This is a genomic window from Okeanomitos corallinicola TIOX110, assembly GCF_038050375.1.
Taxonomy (GTDB): Bacteria; Cyanobacteriota; Cyanobacteriia; order Cyanobacteriales; family Nostocaceae; genus Okeanomitos; species Okeanomitos corallinicola.
On record NZ_CP150886.1, the window covers coordinates 4,897,298 to 4,912,148 of the forward strand.

Genomic DNA, 14,851 nt, shown 5'->3' on the forward strand with positions numbered 1-14,851 from the left:
ATTACCAATTACCAATGCCCTGGAGTAATATAAGTAACATATCTATTAAGATGGTGAGAGGAGTAGGACAATGAAAAAAATCAAATATTTACTTTCATTTCTGGCAACTGGTGCGGTTTTTAGTCTGACTACAAATACTCAACCAGCACAAGCTCAAGTAGCCTACGGTAGTTATGTGGGTATTGGCCCTACATTTGGATTGAGCGAAGGTAGTCAATTGGGTGGGGTATTGGCTTTGCGTTACAAGTTACTAGAAACTCCTGTTTCTTTCCGCGCTCAAGCTTTAATTGGGGAGAGTACAGCAGTAGTTCCTACAGTTTCCTACGATTTGCCTCTGAATTGGCAAACAGATGTTTACTTAGGTGCTGGTTTAGTTTTAGCTAGTGGTGATTCTCCTTCCCCTGTAGGTAATAAAATTACCTTTGCTTTGCAGCCGGGAATTGATTATGTTGTCCCTAACAGTAATACAGTAATTTTTGGTAACGCTATTATTGCCTTTGATGCCTATCGTAATAGTAGTAGTACAGCTTTCTCCTTGCAGGGTGGTGTGGGTTTGAGATTTTAAACTATTTGGTAATAGGTGATTGGGTATTTATAATTGGAAATTGTGCGAATTTATGAGGATACAGATGACTGCTGCTAATATTTCTCTAACTTCTCCTAGTAGTAATAATACTGTTGCTGCTCACACTTTGTTTGTGTGTAAAACCTGCGCTAGTGTTTGGCAAGATGGTAAACGCGTAGGTGAAAGTGGTGGTCAAAAATTACTCCGAGAAATCCAAGAAACTGCTGAAAGTTGGGAATTAAAAGATGATTTTCCCATCCAAGAAGTTGAATGTATGAGTGCTTGTAGTCGTTCTTGTGTGGTAGCCTTTGCCAGTGCAGGTAAATTAACTTACTTATTTGGTGATTTACCAACAGAAAATTGCGCGGAAGCCATCCTCGAATGTGCAAGTAAATACTACTCTCGTACTGATGGTGTTTTACCTTGGTCAGAACGTCCCGAACCTTTGAAAAATGGTATTTTAGCCAGAATTCCCACCTTATCTTAATTGTGATATACCTTCCTCCCTTCTCTGCGTTCTCTTTGCGCCTTTGCGTGAAACAAAAAAATGTAATTAATTAAACCGAATCATGCGTGTTTTAATTTTGGGTGGTACTGGTGATGCGAGGGAATTGGCTGCAAGAGTAGCAAATATTACTGAGATTCAAGCGATCGCATCTTTGTCCGGTGCTACCCGTGAACCTGTTACACCTGTTGGTAATGTTCGTGTTGGCGGTTTTGGTGGTGTGGCAGGTTTAGTTAATTACCTCAGAGAGATGCAAATTGATGTGTTAATTGATGCCACTCATCCCTTTGCTAATCAAATTTCTGAAAATGCCACCAAAGCAGCACAGGAAGTAGGTATTTCTCGGTTATTATTAAATCGTCCCCCGTGGGAAAAATTACCTGGTGATAATTGGTTAGAAGTAAACAATAATATTGATGCAGCAGCAACTTTAGAAAATCAAAATCAAAGAGTATTTTTAACTATTGGGAGACAGGAAATTTCCACCTTTGCACATTTACAGAATATCTGGTTTTTAATGCGAATGATAGATCCCCCAAAAGCAGATTCTATCATCCCCAATGGTTTGATTTTATATGATAAAGGTCCTTTTAATTTAGAAAAGGAAAGAGATATTTTAATTCAATATTCTATAGATACAATTGTCAGTAAAAATAGTGGTGGAAATGCCACTTATTCTAAAATTATTGCTGCACGGGAATTAGGGATAAAGGTAGTAATGGTAAAACGTCCACCTGTACCGGAGGGGGAACAAGTTGCAGATGTTGAAGGTGCGGTGAAGTGGTTGCGGGAAAAATTAAAGGTGATGAATTTAGAGGATGTTTGAAAAGTCTGTCATGGTGTATCAAATATTTTCAGATCCCCCTATATCCCCCTTATTAAAGACTTTGACTCTAGTTCCCCCCTTATTAAGGGGGGTTAGGGGGGATCTACAAGTGCTGAATACCACACGAAAAAAGTTTTCAAACACCCTCTTAAGTAAATTTCCTGAAAACTAGCAACAAAAGCGAGCAAGTTATGTATAGAATCTAATAGATAATCTCTTGCTGACGCGATTATGCCGCCAGACTATGACCGTCAAAATCTCCGAGGACGCTCTTTTAAAGGTCAAAACTTAGAAAGAGCTAATTTTAGTAATGCTGATATTAGAGGAGCTAATTTTACCAATGCTATTCTTAAAGGTGCTAACTTTACTGGTGCTACGGCTGGACTACAGCGGCGTTGGGTAATTAGTTTACTAATAGCTGCGTTTCTAATTTCAGCAATAGCAGGGTTTTTCTCAATTTTCTTGGGTGTATTAATAGTATTGATTTTTGATACCCAAAGTTCTGAAAACTTGATTGCAGGAATAGTGAGTCTAGTTATTGCGACAGTCTTTTGTATTGTCACTATTCGCAAAGGTTTAATGGCCTTCGCCGGAGCCGTAGCCGGAGCCGGAGCCGTAGCCGGAGCCGGAGCCGTAGCCGGAGCCGGAGCCTTCGCCGGAGCCGGAGCCGGAGCCGGAGCCGTAGCCGGAGCCGGAGCCGTAGCCGGAGCCGGAGCCTTCGCCGGAGCCGGAGCCGGAGCCTTCGCCGGAGCCGTAGCCGTAGCCGGAGCCGGAGCCGTAGCCGGAGCCGGAGCCGGAGCCGGAGCCGTAGCCGTAGCCGGAGCCAGAGCCGGAGCCGGAGCCGGAGCCTTCGCCGGAGCCGGAGTTTTTGTACTTTTTAGTGCTTATATAGGCTGGCGTAGTTTTCAGGGAGATAAGAGAGATGCTTGGATTCGTGTATTTGCTGTTGCTTTTGCAGCTACAGGTGGGACAAGTTTTTATGGTGCTGACTTAACTGATGCTGATTTCACAGGTGCAACCCTGAAAAACACAGATTTCCGAACAGCAAACTTAACGGGGACTCGTTTTTATGAAGTCAAAAAACTTGATTTTGCCAGACCAGGTAATACTATATTAAGTAACCAGGCTGTTCTGAATTTGCTCGTTAGTCTCAATGGTCGAAAGAAATCTTATGCTGGTGCAAACCTCAAAGGTGCAAACCTGATAGGTGCGGATTTGAAAGAGGCTAATTTAAAAGATGCTGATATTATCGAAGCCACTTTTCAAGGTGCTAATTTAGAATGGGCAAATCTGACTCTTACTCAAGCAGTCGGTACTAATTTCACCAAGGCTCAAATGACAGGTGCTTGTGTGGAAGCTTGGAATATTGAAAGTACAACTATATTAGAAAATGTAGATTGTCGCTTTGTCTATCTTTTAGAATTTCCCAAACCGGAAACAGATGACCGTGAACGTCGTCCCAGTAGTGGGGAATTTCAACCAGGAGAATTTACTAAATTATTTGAGGAGGTTTTAAATACTGTTGATTTAATTTTCCAGAATGGGATTGACTGGAAAGCTTTTGTTAATGCTTTTGGCAAAGTGCAGAATGAAAATCAAGATACTGAACTATCTATCCAGAGTATTGAAAATAAAGGGGATGGGGTAGTTGTCGTTAAAGTGAATGCTCCTGAAGGTGCTGACAAAGAAAAGATTCACAGCGATTTTAATCAAAATTATCAATTAGCATTAGCAGCAGTAGAAGAAAAATATAAAGCACTTTTAGAAGCAAAGGATAATGAAATAGTTATCTATCGTCAACAAAGTGCTGACATGAAAGAAATTACTAGCTTATTAGCCAATAAACCTATAAATGTTCAATTTGATAACAAAGTGGAAAATAAAAATATGACTAACAGTAATGATTCTAGCCGTAAAGTTGAAATTGGTAGTGTTGGTGGAGATTTTACCGCCAGTGGTCAAGCTTTAAATTTAGGTGAAATCAGTGGTACAGTCACAAATACTATTAATGAATTACCATCTGCACCTGAATCTGATAAACCAGGAATTAAGGAATTATTAACCCAACTGCAAACAGCAATTGAAGAAGATGATAATTTAGAAGCAGAAGATAAAGCTGATGCTTTAGAACAAATCAAAAATTTAGCAGATGCTGGGAAAAGTCCCCAAGCAGCAGGAATGCAAAAAACAGCGAAAACCGCAATCAAAATTTTAAAAGGAACTCTTGCCGGTTTACCAACTGCAACAAAATTAGTGAAAGAATTTAGTGAGTTATTACCTGCAATTTCCAGTTTTTTGGGTTTGGGTTAAATTTGCAGATGTGATGGGAGTTTAAACCTCCCTGATTGAAAAAATTAAATAATATGATTTTACCTAATTTATTGATTGTTTTTAAAGAAAGAACATCTTTGTCTTTTGATGTTTGATGATGAAAATATACAAACTTCCAATCTCAAACCCCAAATTGAATCACCTTCCCCAAAATCCCCTCATCAGCTAAACTCAGAAATGCTGCGTTAACTCCGTAAATCCCGATTATGTCCGACTCTCAAGTAAGTGCTGCTGTTGCGAAACTCTACGACACCTATCCATTCCCCCCCGAACCCATCCTCGACGAACCACCACCAGGATATAATTGGCGTTGGAATTGGTTAGCTGCTTACAACTTCTGCACAGGTAGAAAACCACAAAAGCAAGATATCCGCATTTTAGATGCTGGTTGTGGTTCAGGAGTCGGTACAGAATATTTAGTACATCTCAACCCACAAGCTCACGTAGTAGGAATTGATTTAAGTGCTGGTACTTTAGAAGTAGCCAAAAAACGCTGTCAAAGTTCCGGTGCTGAAGGTGTAGAATTTCATCACCTGAGTATTTACGATGTGGAACAAATACCAGGACAATTTGATTTAATTAATTGCGTTGGTGTGCTTCATCATCTACCAGATCCCATTCGTGGTATCCAAGCATTAGCGAAAAAACTCGCCCCAGGTGGGTTAATGCACATTTTTGTGTATGGAGAATTGGGAAGATGGGAAATACAACTAATGCAAAAAGCGATTGCACTTATTCAAGGTGATAAACGCGGTGACTATCGGGATGGTGTGCAAGTCGGCAGAAAAATATTTGCTTCTTTATCAGAAAATAACCGTCTTGTCAAGAGAGAAAAAGAAAGATGGGCAATGGAAAACCAGCGGGATGAATGTTTTGCGGATATGTACGTACATCCCCAGGAAACAGATTATAATATTGATACATTGTTCAAATTAATAGACGCTTCAGAATTAGACTTTGTAGGTTTTTCCAATCCTGGATTTTGGCAGTTAGAAAAGCTTCTAGAAAAAGCACCAGAGTTAATAGAAAGAGCCGCAGAATTAACAGAACGTCAACGTTACAGATTGATAGAATTACTGAATCCAGAAGTAACACATTATGAATTTTTCCTCAGTCGTCCCCCCCTACCCAAAACCGACTGGTCAGCAGATAACACATTATTAGCAGCCATTCCTGAACTCAACCCCTGTATAGATGGGTTTCCCAGTAAATGTTTATTTAATTACGATTACCAAATCATTAATTTATCAGATGCCGAATTTGAGTTTATGAAAAGCTGTGATGGTGATGCCAAAATAGCCGATATCATCGGCCAAACTGAGTTAGACTTAAACGGAGTCAGAAAACTAATAAAACAGCAATTACTATTATTAACACCCAGCGAGAGAGTGTAAAAGAGGTAGGGGAAGATTGAGAAACTAATGCCCAATGCCCAATGCCCAATGCCCAAAACATAAGATAATTGTTTTTTTCTAAAGTTCTGTTACCAGAACGTGATATGATTCAGCTGACTGAATGTACAGTCACTGTTATTTAACTGTACTGGTTTCAAGTGCCGTGAGCTTGTCAGACAAATCAATTACGCCCACTCAAACAACAGAACAAGATGCGAAACCTGGTTTTGAAGACACAAAACCAGTGGACTCTTCCATGCAAGACTTCTATCAACTCTATCAGGAGTTGTTAGTAACAACACTTGTTTTAACAGCGATAGTTTTTATCTCTGTCTGGATTGCTTACTCACTAAACATTGCTCTAAATTATTTATTAGGGGCGTGTGCAGGTGTGCTTTACTTGAGAATGTTGGCAAAAGATGTTGAGCGGTTAGGAAGGGAAAAACAAGCTCTGAGTAAAACTCGGTTAGCCTTATTAGTAGTGCTGATTTTGCTGGCATCACGCCTGACTCAACTGCATATACTTCCCATCTTTTTGGGATTTCTCACCTATAAAGCCACACTCATCATTTATGTAGTTAGAGTGGCGTTCATTTCTGACTCCACAAAGCTCCGGCAACCTTAAAAGAAAGACTCCTATTCTCCAGTAATATTGGAGAAGCGATTGATTTGGAAAGAAAATGCTGAGTTTTCCCAACTTCTACTCTCTTCCACTTGCCGAATTGGAAGTAGGGAAGCATCTGTACTGGCAAATAGGTAACTTAAAGCTACATGGACAGGTGTTTCTCACCTCCTGGTTTGTAATTGGCGTGTTGACACTTGTTTCCGTATTGGCAAGCAGCAACATCAAACGCATTCCTAGCGGCATTCAAAACCTAATGGAGTTTGCCTTAGAATTCATCAGGGATTTGGCAAAAAACCAGATCGGCGAGAAAGAATATCGCCCCTGGGTCCCCTTCATTGGTACTTTGTTTTTGTTCATTTTCGTGTCAAATTGGTCAGGGGCATTAGTTCCTTTTAAGCTAATTCATCTGCCAGAAGGTGAACTAACCGCACCAACAAGTGACATTAACACAACAGTTGCCTTAGCACTGTTAACATCTTTAGCTTATTTTTATGCTGGCTTCAGCAAAAAAGGCTTGGGGTACTTCGGCAACTACGTGCAACCAGTTTCCTTCATGTTGCCCTTCAAGATTATTGAAGATTTCACTAAACCCCTTTCCTTAAGCTTCCGTTTATTCGGTAACATCTTAGCTGATGAACTGGTTGTAGGCGTGCTAGTCTTACTAGTGCCTCTGTTCGTACCACTGCCAGTAATGGCATTGGGCTTATTTACGAGCGCCATTCAAGCCTTAATTTTTGCCACCCTCGCGGCTGCCTACATTGGGGAAGCGATGGAAGATCATCATGGCGAAGAGCATGAGGGTTCTCATTAAACCCCTCAGATGAAAGAAGTCAGTCATGAGGTGACAGGTGACAGGTGGCAGGTGACAGGTGACAGAAATGAGTTAGCCAGTAGCCGTCAACAGTCAACCAATAACTAACTACTGACAACTCTACAAGTTCAACAAACAACCGTATCTGTAAAGTAAGGAAAAAATATCATGGATCCATTAGTTTCTGCTGCTTCCGTATTAGCTGCTGCTCTCGCTGTTGGTTTGGCTGCAATCGGCCCTGGTATTGGTCAAGGTAACGCAGCAGGACAAGCTGTAGAAGGTATTGCTCGTCAACCTGAAGCTGAAGGCAAAATTCGTGGTACATTGCTACTCAGTTTGGCGTTCATGGAAGCGTTAACCATCTACGGTCTAGTAGTTGCGCTCGTACTGTTGTTTGCTAACCCCTTCGCATAATTCAGTACACAATTTGAGTGCTGAGTGAAAAAAATTAAGAGTTAGGAGTTAAGAGTTAGGAGTTTGATTGACAACTCACTAACTCATAACTCGTAACATCTACACATGATAACTCAGGACTACAATCATAGATAGGAACAAGCAACCATGACACACTGGATCACCTTATTGGCAGTAGAAGAAGTTGCCAAGGAAGGGGGCTTGTTTGACTTAGATGCGACTTTGCCTTTGATGGCAATTCAGTTTCTAGTTTTAGCCCTGATATTGAACGCAACTCTCTATAAGCCCCTGGGTAAAGCCATTGATGGACGGAATGAATACGTTCGTAACAATCAATTGGATGCCCAAGAACGCTTGTCAAAGGCGGAAAAATTAGCCGAGCAGTATGAGCAAGAACTAGCCGGTGCAAGAAGACAAGCTCAAACAATTATTGCCGAAGCTCAAGCAGAAGCGCAAAAAATGGCAGCCCAGAAAATAGCTGCCGCGCAACAAGAAGCTCAGGCACAAAGAGAAAAGGCATCTGGTGAAATTGAGCAGCAAAAGCAACAAGCCTTAGCTTCACTAGAAGCACAGGTAGATGCCCTCAGTCGCCAAATACTAGAGAAACTGTTAGGTGCTGACTTAGTAAGCCAACGCTAACTCGCAGAATTGTCATGGTAGGTAACAGGTGACAGGTTACAGGTGACAGTGAACAGAGTAATAACTGATAACTGATAACTGGTAACTGAATAACTGACCAATGACAAAGAATTTTGAATTTGGCAGCGCAGTTGTGGATAGAAAATCATGGGGACTTTTGTACTATTGATGGCGGAAGCAGCCGCCGTCGGAGGTGAACTGGCAGAGGGAGCAGAACATAGTGGTTTTGGTCTAAATACTAATATTTTAGAGACCAACCTAATTAACCTTGCCATTATTATTACTGTGCTGTTTGTTTTTGGACGTAAAGTTTTGGGTGGTAATCTCAAAGCCCGTCGAGAAAATATTGAAACAGCAATTAAGAGTGCAGAGCAAAGAGCAGCAGAAGCTGCTAGTAAATTGCAAGTAGCTCAACAAAAGCTAACACAAGCTCAAACTGAAGCAAGCTCAATCACAGCTAAAGCGGCAGAAAGTGCTAAAACGGCTCAAAAGGCAATTTTAGATCAAGCTGCTGCTGATGTTGAGAGAATGCAAGCAGCTGGTGCGGCTGATTTGAATGCAGAACTAGATAAAGCGATCGCTCAATTGAAGCAGAGAGTAGTAGCTCAAGCATTAGCAAAAGCTGAGACTCAACTCAAAGCTGGTATTGCTGAGGATGTTCAAAAAACTATTATTGACCGCAGCATCGCGCAATTGGGAGGTTAAGCATGAAAAACAATGCAGCTACCGCTGAAGTAGCCCAGCCTTATGCACAGGCTTTATTATCCATCGCCCAGTCAAATAACTTGACAGAAGAATTTGGGGCAGATGCCAGAACTTTAACTAATTTGATTTCAGGTTCTGGGGAACTCCAAAGCTTTTTGGATAACCCTTTCATTTTGCCTGAAAACAAAAAGAATCTGCTCAAGCAGTTACTAGGTGAAGGTGTTAACCCCTATTTACGCAACTTTTTACTGCTTTTGGTGGATAGAAAAAGGATTTCTTTCCTAGAGCCAATTTTAAAGCAGTATTTAGCTTTATTACGGCAACTCAATCAGACCGTATTAGCTGAAGTTACTTCTGCGGTTGCTTTAACAGAAGCACAAGTGCAAACAGTTAAAGAGAAGGTACTTGCTATCACCAAAGCACGGGAAGTAGAAATAGAAACTAAAATAGACACTGATCTAATTGGTGGTGTAGTGATCAAAGTAGGTTCTCAAGTAATTGACGCAAGCTTACGAGGTCAACTGCGTCGCCTTTCTTTGCGCTTAACCAGTAATTAAATTTTTTTGGGCATTGGGCATTGGGCATTGGGCATTGGGTAAATATTTTTACCAACTACTAATTACCAATTACCTCTAGACCAGAAACTTCTTCCGTCTCGAAAGCAAACTGAAACATAGGCATAATGAGCATTTCAATTAGACCTGACGAAATCAGCAGCATTATCCAACAACAAATCGAGCAATACGACCAAGATGTCAAAGTTGCTAATGTTGGTACTGTACTACAAGTTGGTGATGGTATTGCCCGGATTTATGGCTTAGAAAAAGTCATGGCTGGGGAACTTGTAGAGTTTGAAGATGGCACTGTTGGTATCGCCCAAAACTTAGAAGAAGACAACGTTGGTGTGGTATTGATGGGTCAAGGCCGCGATATTCAAGAAGGTAGCACCGTTACAGCAACTGGCAAAATTGCTCAAGTAGCTGTAGGTGATGCTTTAGTTGGTCGGGTTGTGGACGCTTTAGGTCGTGCCATTGATGGTAAGGGTGAAATCAAAAGTACCGAGAGTCGTTTGATTGAATCCTCAGCACCTGGTATCATTGCGCGTCGTTCTGTACACGAACCAATGCAAACCGGTATCACCGCGATTGACTCCATGATTCCCGTTGGTCGGGGTCAGCGGGAGTTGATTATTGGTGACCGTCAAACTGGTAAAACCGCGATCGCAATTGATACCATCATCAACCAAAAAGGTGAAGATGTAGTTTGCGTTTACGTTGCTATCGGTCAAAAAGCTTCCACCGTTGCTAACGTAGTCCAAACTTTACAAGAAAAAGGCGCGATGGACTACACCGTAGTTGTAGCCGCTAACGCCAGTGACCCTGCCACCTTACAATTCCTCGCTCCCTACACAGGCGCTAGTATTGCTGAGTATTTCATGTACAAAGGCAAAGCGACCTTAATCATTTATGATGACCTTTCTAAGCAAGCTCAGGCTTATCGCCAAATGTCCTTGCTCCTACGTCGTCCACCCGGTCGGGAAGCTTACCCTGGAGACGTATTCTACATCCACTCCCGCTTGTTAGAACGTGCTGCTAAACTCAGCGATGAACTAGGTAAAGGTAGTATGACTGCCCTACCTATCATTGAAACCCAAGCTGGTGACGTATCCGCATACATTCCTACCAACGTAATTTCCATTACCGACGGTCAGATTTTCTTGTCTTCTGACTTGTTTAACTCTGGTATCCGTCCCGCTGTAAACCCCGGTATCTCCGTATCCCGTGTAGGTTCTGCGGCTCAAACCAAGGCAATGAAGAAAGTTGCCGGTAAGATTAAACTAGAATTGGCTCAGTTTGACGACTTACAAGCTTTCGCTCAATTTGCTTCTGACTTAGATAAGGCTACCCAAGACCAATTGGCAAGGGGTGTACGTCTACGGGAACTGTTGAAACAGCCCCAAAACGATCCTTTGTCTGTAGCTGAACAAGTAGCTATTCTCTACGCTGGTATTAACGGTTATTTAGATGATTTAGCTGTGAACCAAGTCACAAGCTTTGTGAGAGGCTTACGTGATGAACTCAAGAGTGGCAGTAACTCATACTTCCAAGCAGTAACCAGCAGCAAAGTTTTGGGAGAAGCAGAAGAAACAGCCCTCAAAGAAACTTTAGCTGAGTACAAAAAGACCTTTTTAGCTACAGCGTAATTGGTAATTGGTGATTGGTAATTGGTGATTGGTAATTGGTAATTAGTGATGAGGTTATTCAACTCTCATCTCTTTTTGTCACCTGTCACCTGTCACCTGTCACCTAACCAATGACTAATGACTAAGGACTAAACTATGCCTAATCTCAAAGCAATACGCGATCGCATTCAGTCGGTCAAAAATACCAAAAAAATTACTGAAGCTATGCGGTTAGTGGCAGCAGCACGAGTACGCCGCGCCCAAGAACAGGTAATTGCTACCCGTCCCTTTGCTGACCGTTTAGCTCAAGTATTATTTGGTCTACAAACTCGTTTACGGTTTGAAGATGTAGACCTACCATTACTGAAAAAACGGGAAGTTAAATCTGTCGGTTTATTGGTAGTTTCCGGTGATAGAGGACTGTGTGGCGGTTACAATTCTAACGTCATCCGTCGTGCAGAAAACCGCGCCAAGGAACTCCAAGCCGAAGGTTTAGATGTCACCTTAGTAGTAGTTGGTCGTAAAGCTAACCAATACTTCCAACGTCGTGGTTACAAAATTGATAAAAGCTACACTGGTTTAGAACAAATTCCTACCGCTGCGGAAGCTACTGATGTTGCAGATGAACTACTATCCTTGTTTTTATCTGAAAAGGTAGACCGGATTGAGTTAGTTTATACTCGCTTCGTGTCCTTGGTTAGTTCTCGTCCAGTGGTACAAACCTTGCTACCTTTGGATACCCAAGGTTTGGAAGCCGCAGATGATGAAATTTTCCGCTTAACTAGCCGTGGTGGTCAGTTCCAAGTGGAACGGGAAAAGGTAAGTAGTACAGTTCAGCCTTTACCCCGTGACATGATCTTTGAACAAGATCCTGTACAAATTTTAGATTCTTTGTTGCCTTTATATCTGAGTAATCAGTTATTAAGAGCATTACAAGAATCAGCAGCTAGTGAACTAGCAGCACGGATGACAGCAATGAGTAATGCCAGTGAGAATGCTGGTGAGTTGATTAAAACTCTGTCATTGTCTTACAACAAAGCTCGTCAAGCTGCAATTACTCAGGAACTTCTGGAAGTTGTTGGTGGTGCGGAAGCGCTTACTTAATTTTGGTAATGGGTAATGGGTGATGGGTAATTGTTAATATTATTACTTATCACTTATTGCCGATTACTTGATGGGGTTTAAGAAGGAATGAACCGCAGAGGCGCAGAGGACGCAGAGAAAGATAGAGTTTGAGAGATATTTTGAGTTAGTTTTTATGATTTTTATTTAAGTTTTTTATTTTTATTTTCGTGTTAAATAATAGTCCTGCTCATAAATTATTACTGGAAGTTATTCAGCCAGCTTTCATTATTGAGGAGATACATCATCAAACAGTTATGATTACTCAATAACTATAATCTAATAATCTAAATGCCTACTAATACTTGGAATCGTCATCATATCCTTTCCTTAGCTGACTTTACCAACACTGAATATAATGCAGTGTTGCAAACAGCAGCATCATTTCAAGAGGTGCTATCTCGGAGAACTAAGAAAGTACCCACATTGCAAGGACAGGTAGTAGCAAATTTATTTTTTGAACCTTCTACCCGTACCCGCAGTAGTTTTGAAATAGCTGCAAAAAGATTAAGTGCAGATACATTGAATTTTGCAGCTTCCACATCTTCCATGACCAAAGGAGAGACAATTTTAGACACTGCTAAAACCTATTTAGCAATGGGTACAGATATTATGGTCATTCGTCATAAAGAAGCAGGAGTACCCCAGGCGATCGCCCAAGAAATGGATCGTTTAGGGGAAAAAGTCAGCGTCTTAAATGCCGGTGATGGACAACATGAACACCCATCTCAAGGACTATTAGATTTATTCACAATTTGCAGTTTAATTGATCCTCTAAAACCCAAAATTGAATTATTACAAGGTAAAAAAATAGCTATTGTTGGTGATATTTTACATTCCCGTGTCGCCCGTTCTAATATTTGGAGTTTAATCGCTAGTGGTGCAGAAGTTCATCTAGCAGCACCCCCTACATTACTACCTAAATTTTTTGCTGAATATTTAGGATTAACCACACCAGAAAACTTTCAAGACCAAAAATTATTTACCCATTGGCGACTAGAACCAGCGTTAATAAATGCCGATTTTGTCATGACATTGCGTTTACAAAAAGAACGCATGACAGCCCATTTGTTACCCAGTTTAAGGGAATATCATCAACTATTTGGCATTACCAGAGATAAACTCAAACTGTGTAAACCTAATGTTAAAGTTTTGCATCCAGGTCCAGTTAACAGAGGTGTAGAAATTAGTTCTGACTTAATGGATGATCCTGAATTTAGTTTAATTCAAGATCAAGTGACTAGCGGTGTAGCAGTACGGATGGCATTATTATATTTTATTGGTGGTGGAAAAGGTTAATTAATATTCTGTAGGGTGTGTTAGGCGCAGCCGTAACGCACCTTTGAAACTATATCATATTTTTTATGTCACCCAGAGGCGCAGAGAGTAATAAAGAGTTAGTTTTATTACATAAAAAATGTTGTAAAATATAAATATTAGTTAGTTAAGTTATCTAATATTCACAATGACAGCTATCACCATTAACTTAAACCCTATTGTCAGATTTACCGACGATCAATTTTATCAACTATGCCGGGAAAATCCTGATGTGAAATTTGAAAGGAATACAAAGGGAGAACTATTAATCATGTCACCCACAGGAGGAGAAACTGGAAAACGTAATTCAGAAATTAATGCTGATTTTGTAATCTGGAATCGTAAAAATAAACTAGGAGTTTGTTTTGATTCTTCTACCTGTTTTAAATTACCTAATGGTGCAAATCGTTCTCCTGATTTTTCTTGGATAAAAAAAGAAAGATGGGATAGTTTAACAACAGAAGAAAAAACCAAATTTCCACCCATTGCACCTGATTTTGTTTTAGAATTAATGTCACCTACAGACAGCTGGCCAGAAACTCAAAAGAAAATGCAAGAATATATCGCCAATGGCGTAAAATTAGGTTGGTTAATTAATCCGAAAATACGACAAGTAGAAATTTATCGTTTAGGTAAAACAGTAGAAATATTAACCGCACCCATAGAATTATCAGGAGAAGATGTTTTACCAGGATTTGTTTTAAATATGTCCGTAGTTTGGTAAATGAAAAATAACGGGAATATACAACATGATCACCAATTTAGAAATAGACGAAAAATTAATCAAAGAAGCACTAGAACTGAGTGGTTATAGTGATCAAAATGCTCTCATTGCAGAAGCTTTAAAACAGTATATAAAAAATCGAAAACACCAAGAAATTATAGAACTATTTGGTACAATTGAATATGAAGATGATTATAACTACAAACAACAAAGATATAGAAAATAAAGTTATAGTTGATACATCTATTTGGTCTTTAGCATTGAGGCATGATAAAAAGTTAGACAATTCAATCTATGTAGACCTTTTACAAGACTTAATAACTAATAATCAAATTGTTTTATTGGGTGCTGTAAGACAAGAAATACTTACTGATATTCGTCATAAAAATCAATATAATCATTTGAAAAATTCCCTGCGTGTATTTCCTAATTTTCAATTAGATATTGAAGACTATGAAATGGCGGCTGAATTTTATAATATCTGTCGCAATAAAGGTATTCAAGGAGCAAATACTGATTTTCTTATTTGTGCAGTAGCAGTGCGGAGGAGTTATAGCATTCTGACAACAGATAAAGATTTTAATAACTTTAGTCTGTATATTCCCATCACATTGGTAGAAATTACATCTTAGTAGCAAACCATTTTTATTGACAAAACCCAATAATTTTCACCTACCATATAAAATTATAA

The 14,851-nt window shown here is 40.1% G+C and carries 17 protein-coding genes; all 17 read left to right on the forward strand.

Annotation, left to right across the window (positions count from 1 at the left end; translation table 11 throughout):
• Positions 1 to 70 precede the first annotated feature (70 nt).
• The 17 genes from WJM97_RS21580 (at position 71) to WJM97_RS21660 (ending at position 14,792) form a co-directional block, all read left to right on the forward strand.
• On the forward strand, positions 71 to 565 hold the full coding sequence (locus WJM97_RS21580) for a hypothetical protein (RefSeq protein WP_353930813.1): 495 nt from the start codon (positions 71 to 73) through the stop codon (positions 563 to 565).
• A gap of 64 nt (positions 566 to 629) precedes the next feature.
• Entirely contained in the window at positions 630 to 1,052 is a 423-nt protein-coding gene (locus WJM97_RS21585) for a DUF1636 family protein (protein WP_353930814.1), read from the forward strand.
• An 82-nt stretch (positions 1,053 to 1,134) separates the two neighbouring features.
• A complete protein-coding gene (locus WJM97_RS21590) occupies positions 1,135 to 1,896 on the forward strand; it encodes a cobalt-precorrin-6A reductase (protein ID WP_353930815.1) in 762 nt (253 codons plus the stop codon).
• 231 nt (positions 1,897 to 2,127) lie between these two features.
• Positions 2,128 to 4,206, forward strand: a complete 2,079-nt coding sequence (locus WJM97_RS21595; RefSeq protein WP_353930816.1) for a pentapeptide repeat-containing protein — start codon at positions 2,128 to 2,130, stop codon at positions 4,204 to 4,206.
• A gap of 227 nt (positions 4,207 to 4,433) precedes the next feature.
• Entirely contained in the window at positions 4,434 to 5,621 is a 1,188-nt protein-coding gene (locus tag WJM97_RS21600; protein ID WP_353930817.1) for a class I SAM-dependent methyltransferase, read from the forward strand.
• 163 nt (positions 5,622 to 5,784) lie between these two features.
• Entirely contained in the window at positions 5,785 to 6,246 is a 462-nt protein-coding gene (locus WJM97_RS21605; RefSeq protein ID WP_353930818.1) for an ATP synthase subunit I, read from the forward strand.
• 55 nt (positions 6,247 to 6,301) lie between these two features.
• Positions 6,302 to 7,057, forward strand: a complete 756-nt coding sequence (gene atpB, locus WJM97_RS21610) for a F0F1 ATP synthase subunit A (RefSeq protein WP_353930819.1) — start codon at positions 6,302 to 6,304, stop codon at positions 7,055 to 7,057.
• Between the two features lie 168 nt (positions 7,058 to 7,225).
• Positions 7,226 to 7,471 (forward strand): ATP synthase F0 subunit C, encoded by a 246-nt coding sequence (gene atpE / locus WJM97_RS21615; protein WP_010994186.1) that lies wholly within the window; start codon positions 7,226 to 7,228, stop codon positions 7,469 to 7,471.
• A gap of 147 nt (positions 7,472 to 7,618) precedes the next feature.
• Positions 7,619 to 8,110, forward strand: a complete 492-nt coding sequence (locus tag WJM97_RS21620) for a F0F1 ATP synthase subunit B' (RefSeq protein ID WP_353930820.1) — start codon at positions 7,619 to 7,621, stop codon at positions 8,108 to 8,110.
• Positions 8,111 to 8,257: 147 nt separating this feature from the next.
• Positions 8,258 to 8,815 carry a F0F1 ATP synthase subunit B gene (locus tag WJM97_RS21625; RefSeq protein ID WP_353930821.1) on the forward strand — a complete coding sequence of 186 codons (558 nt, stop codon included), beginning with the start codon at positions 8,258 to 8,260 and terminating at the stop codon, positions 8,813 to 8,815.
• A 2-nt stretch (positions 8,816 to 8,817) separates the two neighbouring features.
• Positions 8,818 to 9,372: an ATP synthase F1 subunit delta gene (gene atpH / locus WJM97_RS21630; protein ID WP_353930822.1), complete on the forward strand. Its 555-nt coding sequence runs from the start codon at positions 8,818 to 8,820 to the stop codon at positions 9,370 to 9,372.
• A 125-nt stretch (positions 9,373 to 9,497) separates the two neighbouring features.
• On the forward strand, positions 9,498 to 11,018 hold the full coding sequence (gene atpA, locus WJM97_RS21635) for a F0F1 ATP synthase subunit alpha (RefSeq protein ID WP_353930823.1): 1,521 nt from the start codon (positions 9,498 to 9,500) through the stop codon (positions 11,016 to 11,018).
• Positions 11,019 to 11,153: 135 nt separating this feature from the next.
• On the forward strand, positions 11,154 to 12,101 hold the full coding sequence (locus WJM97_RS21640) for a F0F1 ATP synthase subunit gamma (RefSeq protein WP_353930824.1): 948 nt from the start codon (positions 11,154 to 11,156) through the stop codon (positions 12,099 to 12,101).
• 309 nt (positions 12,102 to 12,410) lie between these two features.
• Positions 12,411 to 13,418, forward strand: a complete 1,008-nt coding sequence (locus WJM97_RS21645) for an aspartate carbamoyltransferase catalytic subunit (RefSeq protein ID WP_353930825.1) — start codon at positions 12,411 to 12,413, stop codon at positions 13,416 to 13,418.
• A 166-nt stretch (positions 13,419 to 13,584) separates the two neighbouring features.
• On the forward strand, positions 13,585 to 14,160 hold the full coding sequence (locus WJM97_RS21650) for a Uma2 family endonuclease (RefSeq protein WP_353930826.1): 576 nt from the start codon (positions 13,585 to 13,587) through the stop codon (positions 14,158 to 14,160).
• A 25-nt stretch (positions 14,161 to 14,185) separates the two neighbouring features.
• A complete protein-coding gene (locus WJM97_RS21655) occupies positions 14,186 to 14,386 on the forward strand; it encodes a type II toxin-antitoxin system VapB family antitoxin (protein ID WP_353930827.1) in 201 nt (66 codons plus the stop codon).
• Complete coding sequence (locus WJM97_RS21660) at positions 14,349 to 14,792, forward strand: PIN domain-containing protein (protein WP_353930828.1); 444 nt, start codon at positions 14,349 to 14,351, stop codon at positions 14,790 to 14,792. Before WJM97_RS21655 ends, WJM97_RS21660 begins: the two co-directional genes overlap by 38 nt.
• The last annotated feature ends 59 nt before the right edge of the window (positions 14,793 to 14,851 follow it).

Excerpts from the sequence above, each read along its gene's own strand:
- WJM97_RS21580 (WP_353930813.1), top strand. The coding sequence starts at position 71 with ATGAAAAAAATCAAATATTTACTTTCATTTCTGGCAACTGGTGCGGTT.
- WJM97_RS21585 (WP_353930814.1), top strand. The coding sequence starts at position 630 with ATGACTGCTGCTAATATTTCTCTAACTTCTCCTAGTAGTAATAATACT.
- WJM97_RS21590 (WP_353930815.1), top strand. The coding sequence starts at position 1,135 with ATGCGTGTTTTAATTTTGGGTGGTACTGGTGATGCGAGGGAATTGGCT.
- WJM97_RS21595 (WP_353930816.1), top strand. The coding sequence starts at position 2,128 with ATGCCGCCAGACTATGACCGTCAAAATCTCCGAGGACGCTCTTTTAAA.
- WJM97_RS21600 (WP_353930817.1), top strand. The coding sequence starts at position 4,434 with ATGTCCGACTCTCAAGTAAGTGCTGCTGTTGCGAAACTCTACGACACC.
- atpB (WP_353930819.1), top strand. The coding sequence starts at position 6,302 with ATGCTGAGTTTTCCCAACTTCTACTCTCTTCCACTTGCCGAATTGGAA.
- atpE (WP_010994186.1), top strand. The coding sequence starts at position 7,226 with ATGGATCCATTAGTTTCTGCTGCTTCCGTATTAGCTGCTGCTCTCGCT.
- WJM97_RS21620 (WP_353930820.1), top strand. The coding sequence starts at position 7,619 with ATGACACACTGGATCACCTTATTGGCAGTAGAAGAAGTTGCCAAGGAA.
- WJM97_RS21625 (WP_353930821.1), top strand. The coding sequence starts at position 8,258 with ATGGGGACTTTTGTACTATTGATGGCGGAAGCAGCCGCCGTCGGAGGT.
- atpH (WP_353930822.1), top strand. The coding sequence starts at position 8,818 with ATGAAAAACAATGCAGCTACCGCTGAAGTAGCCCAGCCTTATGCACAG.
- atpA (WP_353930823.1), top strand. The coding sequence starts at position 9,498 with ATGAGCATTTCAATTAGACCTGACGAAATCAGCAGCATTATCCAACAA.
- WJM97_RS21640 (WP_353930824.1), top strand. The coding sequence starts at position 11,154 with ATGCCTAATCTCAAAGCAATACGCGATCGCATTCAGTCGGTCAAAAAT.
- WJM97_RS21645 (WP_353930825.1), top strand. The coding sequence starts at position 12,411 with ATGCCTACTAATACTTGGAATCGTCATCATATCCTTTCCTTAGCTGAC.
- WJM97_RS21650 (WP_353930826.1), top strand. The coding sequence starts at position 13,585 with ATGACAGCTATCACCATTAACTTAAACCCTATTGTCAGATTTACCGAC.
- WJM97_RS21655 (WP_353930827.1), top strand. The coding sequence starts at position 14,186 with ATGATCACCAATTTAGAAATAGACGAAAAATTAATCAAAGAAGCACTA.
- WJM97_RS21660 (WP_353930828.1), top strand. The coding sequence starts at position 14,349 with ATGATTATAACTACAAACAACAAAGATATAGAAAATAAAGTTATAGTT.